Source organism: Endozoicomonas sp. ALE010 (assembly GCF_049310165.1).
Classification (GTDB): Bacteria; Pseudomonadota; Gammaproteobacteria; order Pseudomonadales; family Endozoicomonadaceae; genus Endozoicomonas.
This window is the reverse complement of sequence record NZ_JBLYNV010000134.1, coordinates 1-4658: the sequence shown is the minus strand read 5'-3', so window position 1 is coordinate 4658 and position 4658 is coordinate 1. Positions and strand designations below refer to the sequence as shown.

General features: G+C 50.7%; 4 protein-coding genes. 2 read left to right on the top strand and 2 right to left on the bottom strand.

The annotated features are described in order from the left end of the window. On the bottom strand, positions 1 to 2753 hold a 2753-nt coding region (locus ACO6UY_RS23985), incomplete at its 3' end, for a hypothetical protein (RefSeq protein ID WP_422491550.1). On the opposite strand from ACO6UY_RS23985, the gene ACO6UY_RS23980 reads away from it, so the two are divergent. Further along, positions 2737 to 3072, top strand: a complete 336-nt coding sequence (locus ACO6UY_RS23980; RefSeq protein WP_422463900.1) for a hypothetical protein — start codon at positions 2737 to 2739, stop codon at positions 3070 to 3072. The genes ACO6UY_RS23985 and ACO6UY_RS23980 overlap by 17 nt on opposite strands. A gap of 625 nt (positions 3073 to 3697) precedes the next feature. Next, positions 3698 to 3907 (top strand): hypothetical protein, encoded by a 210-nt coding sequence (locus ACO6UY_RS23975; RefSeq protein ID WP_422448633.1) that lies wholly within the window; start codon positions 3698 to 3700, stop codon positions 3905 to 3907. 59 nt (positions 3908 to 3966) lie between these two features. Here the strand turns inward: ACO6UY_RS23975 and ACO6UY_RS23970 are convergent. Beyond that, positions 3967 to 4658, bottom strand: a 692-nt coding sequence (locus ACO6UY_RS23970; protein WP_422491548.1) for a hypothetical protein, incomplete at its 5' end; no start/stop codon positions are given.

The following is a 4658-nucleotide window of genomic DNA, read 5'->3' as shown; positions in this document are numbered from 1 at the left end:
GCCACCCCGGAAGGACCAGGTACAGGGTCCGGCTGTTCTCCAGCGGTCGCTTTGGCCCGGGCAAGCAGGCTTTGACTGGTTTTGGCCATAATGTGAGCATTCAGCTTTTTGATGGCTTCCGGTACCGGGGTATTATTGGCCAGAGCGTCGTCAAGCACACTGATCACTTCCCGCATTTGCATAATCAGTGAATCGGCTGTGGTTACCTGAAGGCTTGAGGGTGAAGGGAGCAGGTCCTGTTCAGTCAGTTTCTGGCTTAATTTCAGTTTGTCAAGCCCCGCTGCACTGGTCACCTTGTTAATGTATTCTTTGGCCAGTGCCTTCGTGGCCGCTTTGTCGAGGGCTTCAAGTTCCGTTACCGGCTTGGTCAGGATCTGTTTTAACGTTAAGGACGAGGTAGGAATGGGAGCCAGGTCAGCCAACTCGGTTATTTCTGCGTCGGTGGGTTGATAAAGATGCCCGATACCTCTTCCGTTGGCAATCTGCCCTGACTGAGTCAATCCAAGGCCGTATCGCTGAGCCAGCGGTCTCAGTACGTTCATGGCCCTTGCGACCAACTGATCCATTGAATCGGCGCTGGCTATAAGCAAATAGCCGTCGGAATCAGCAGTGGTCAGAGATAGTTGATTATTCACTCTTTGTATTTTTGCAAATATGACATGTGAGGTACGGGGGGAGATGGTAAACAGAACATTAGCATCTGCCCCTGCCGGTAACTGAGTTGCCTTCGCATTGAACGCTGCAACCATCTTTGACAGCATTGACCGGATTGTAAGAAATGGTTCTCCACCATAGACTCTAAACCCAAATTGCTCAACTTTCTGGCCAATTTTATCAAGGTAATGACTGTCTCTTTTCAGGCCCAGGCTACGCCATAAACTTACGGGGGAAGATATACTATTTTTACTCGCAATTTCCTGTAGGATCGTCCTGACAAGAGCGGGTAATCGAGCATATCCGGTACCCAGGAAAATAGCATTGACCAGAGTATTTAATGAGCTGCTAACAGAAATTCCCAACTGGCTGGCAACGGTCAATGAAACTACATCCGACTGACAAATGCCTTCAGCTAACTGCTGATCACGCATCATTAATCGCAAAGGGTTCCAGATTACACAGAAAAGTGTGAGATAAGCCATATGCGTCATAGTTGACGGATTGGTGGTCCCCAGAGATATCTGTTCGAGACGGTGAATCATGGTACGAACAAGGAGCCTGAGCGATTGCATCATGTCTCTCTGTCGTGGCGGAGCAAAAACGTTAAAATATGAGAGGGTGTTAACTTTAAACGCTAATCTGCCAAGTGCCTGAAAGTCTTGATTCCCTATTAAATCAAAGACCTCGTTCTCATATTGCCGCAAATAATTGGCCATCTCCGGCGGCTGCCGGAGTTGATTGGTAAGAGCTATTGCATCTGGGCCTGCCGCAACGCCACGCTGCATCGTAAGGGTAAATTCATTGCGCATTGCTGAAAAACCCCGTAAAAACTCCAACAGTTGCGGGACCTTGTTGTCTCTGGCAAGTACACCTTCAGCCCCTATCAGCAGCCTGATTTTGCTTAAGAAATCCTGCTCCGAAAGGATCATTCTTTTTGAACGATGGTGATGGGCTACTGTCGTTGAGCTAGTATTCTGGGCAGGCGCGATTGTGGTGTTGAACTCATGGATAATGTCATCCACCCCGGCTGCTACGATATCCAAATAGTGACGAGTGGCATCAGGGAAAGTGCCATTGATCGTTTTGGCGAAGGCTTCAATGCCTTTGAGCAGCATATATCCGGCAAAATCCCTGGCACTGTCCTTAACAAAGGTGACTAATTCCGTGAAGTTAAGGGCCGGAAACAGTTGTTGAAAATAAACCAGGTCATTTTCGTACATGCCAAGATTGGTTGATTTGCCCATGTCGTCCACTATGGTGGTCAGTTGCTGCTCCAGTGTTAAATTGGTAGTGGCCAGCGAACTGGACGGGGCTACGGTGGTCCTGGTGGGCGCGATGTCGGTGATGCCGCCAAATGAATGTGCCGGGATAATACTGTCAGTCCAGGGGAGCAGGGTGTTAACCAGTGAGGGAGTGCTGGTCGGTAGTAGTATCGGGGCGGTGGCAATGCTTGCAGAAGTAGAATCCTGGACAATCGAGCTTGCATAATTAAATGACGTTATTTGCCTACCCGCTGGGCTGGCAGAAACCGAAACAGAACCCGGATAGGCTGTTGTTGAATTTGCAGATGCATTGGTAACAGCGCCCTTGCTGGAACCGGACAGGCTGAACCGGGCTGGGGAAGCCGTGGAGGCATTCATGGCAGTTGCAGAACTGTGCAGCGAAGGCAATGAATGCATACCCGTTGTATGGGTAGAGGCGGCACTCTTCACCGAGCCGGATAACCCCATGGACGTTGCCGAATGTTCACCGGTTTCACCCATATCATTGATACTTACACTTGTGGCGGAAGGCCCTGCTGAGCCAGAAGCATGGGGGTGATGGCTAGAGACGCTGGCTGCCAGGGGATTGCTGACTGAGCCGGACAGGCTGGCTGGCCGATGAGCGCCGGTTGTCGTAAAACCGGAGTCCGTCGCTTTGACTGAGCCTGCTGAATTGTGGGCAGTAGCGGTATGTTTAATGGGCCCTGATGAGCTGTCTGATGAACTCACAGCAGTCTTGTAATCACTGCTACTGCTGTATATACCCTGAGTAGTGGCTGGGGATCTGACCAGGCTGGATTTTGCCAGGTATACACCGGTGATTGCTGTTAACACCGACGCCGACGCCTGTACCGAGCCTGTTTCGCTGTGCACAGATGGACTGTTAGCGGACGTTGCCGAAGCAGCGTTATCAGAGACCCTACCCTTCATTGCCTCCGACATAGTGGCCGTTGCCGTGTGTATGCTGCCTGCGCTGGCAGATGTTGAATCGTTTGCCGAATTTGAATGGCTGGCCGAAGCTGTTTTTGAGGTTGCGCTATTTATTGAACCCGCTGTGCTTTCAAATGATGTTGAAGCGTTTGCCGAATTTGAAATGCTGACCGAAGCAGTGATTGAGGTGGCGCTATCTATTAAAACAGCTGCGCTTGAATGAATTGACTTTGTCTGCCTGAGTGAGACTGAAGAACTGGCAGACTGAACCAAATGGCTGGTTTGATTCTGGCTACCCGATGCAATCATCGTCTTCCCTGTCTTTTTATTAGCCACTTGACGTGAGTGAAACACGCTGGTTGTTTTAGCACGATCATGAGGAAATTTTTTATCATGATCATGAGGAAATTTTTTATCATGATCATGAGGAAATTTTTTATCATCATCATGAGGATTTTTTTTATCAGGATCATGAGGGAGTTTTTTATCAGGATCATGAGGAAATTGTTGATCAGGCAGAAAACCTGGATTAGTTGGTTTAACTGGAAGTCCAAGATGCATCGCTTGATAAACCCGTCAGTTGACTTTTATTCATTTCAGATTGATGAAAAAAATATCCAACTTTACAAAAGTTGCAAATATTCGAGTTAGAAAAGTTTACAGTACGGGGGTGACAAATAAGGGGTCATTGCCTGTTACAAGCCTAAGGCGAGGTCTGCAGCCATTCAGATAAGGAAGGCCGTCCAACGGTATTCGATAATCTCCCCAAACTGAAGGGCGAGCACTGGCTCTCCATCGGTCGTCTGGATCTGAAAGTCAGCCGTTTGAAGCGGGTCCGGTTTGGCAGCATGATCATTCCTGACCAGCTGCGTCAGGGGCAATTTCAGGAGCTGGAAAAACCAGATATCGACGCCCTTGCCGCATTGGTTGACCTGTCACCAGCGCCCTCCTTCCACAAAAAACCCCGGGACCGGCTGAAAAAGAACGAAGTGCAGGCCAGAAAGGTGAAAGGCAGTGCCAAACGTTTTAACCCGCATCCGAAGAAGGGTTCCCGCTAACCTGAACTCAACCGATCATGACTCCTGGACCGACAGTTTGTTGTTCATGGGTTCCATCATTAAACCGGAGTCTGGGCAAACTCCTCCGCTTCGGTTTGCAACCGCGCTGCTATTTCCGCCTGCCATAACTCGGTAGGCTTGCCATTCAGTGATCCCAAACTGCCCAGCGCCACCTGGGTAATGATCTCTTCTTGCAGGTCACTGTCCAGATTGTGGTTGATAAAGTACTGCGGCAACTGGTCGGCGACTTCTGCCTTGATGGTTTTATAAGCACTGAGCATGTCGTTTATGGTGCCCCGGTCGTAATGGTGCTGCTGGAACACTGGCGGCTGGGCGCACTCTGCCGTCTCCTGGCAGGATCGCTGGCTGGCATTGTCCCGGGTTGGCAGCAGGTCAATAATGTGTGCCACCAGTTGTTGCGCCTCGTCGTATTGCCCGGTCACCTTGCCAGCAGTGACCATCGACATCAGCTTCAGGCGGTTCATCGCCTCTTCCTGGACCCCCATCTTGCTGTCGTACAGGGCGGTGAAGCGTTGCCAGGCACTCTGGCTGTCTCTCGGAGCCGGATCGTCCCACTGGGGCTCCAGCCCAAAACAGTCCGGCATCCTTGTCAGTGACTGGATGGCCTGTTGCTGCTGCTGGTCCGACAGCGCGAAGAATGATGCCCGGGCCGAACCATAATCACCGGCTTCCAGCTGGCTGAGGCAGGTATCACCCGCCCTGACTACCCCTGAGCTGGTGACCGGGGTCA

What these genes read in the sequence shown, in the direction of transcription:
- ACO6UY_RS23975 (WP_422448633.1), top strand. Translation starts at nt 3,698, where the DNA reads ATGATCATTCCTGACCAGCTGCGTCAGGGGCAATTTCAGGAGCTGGAA.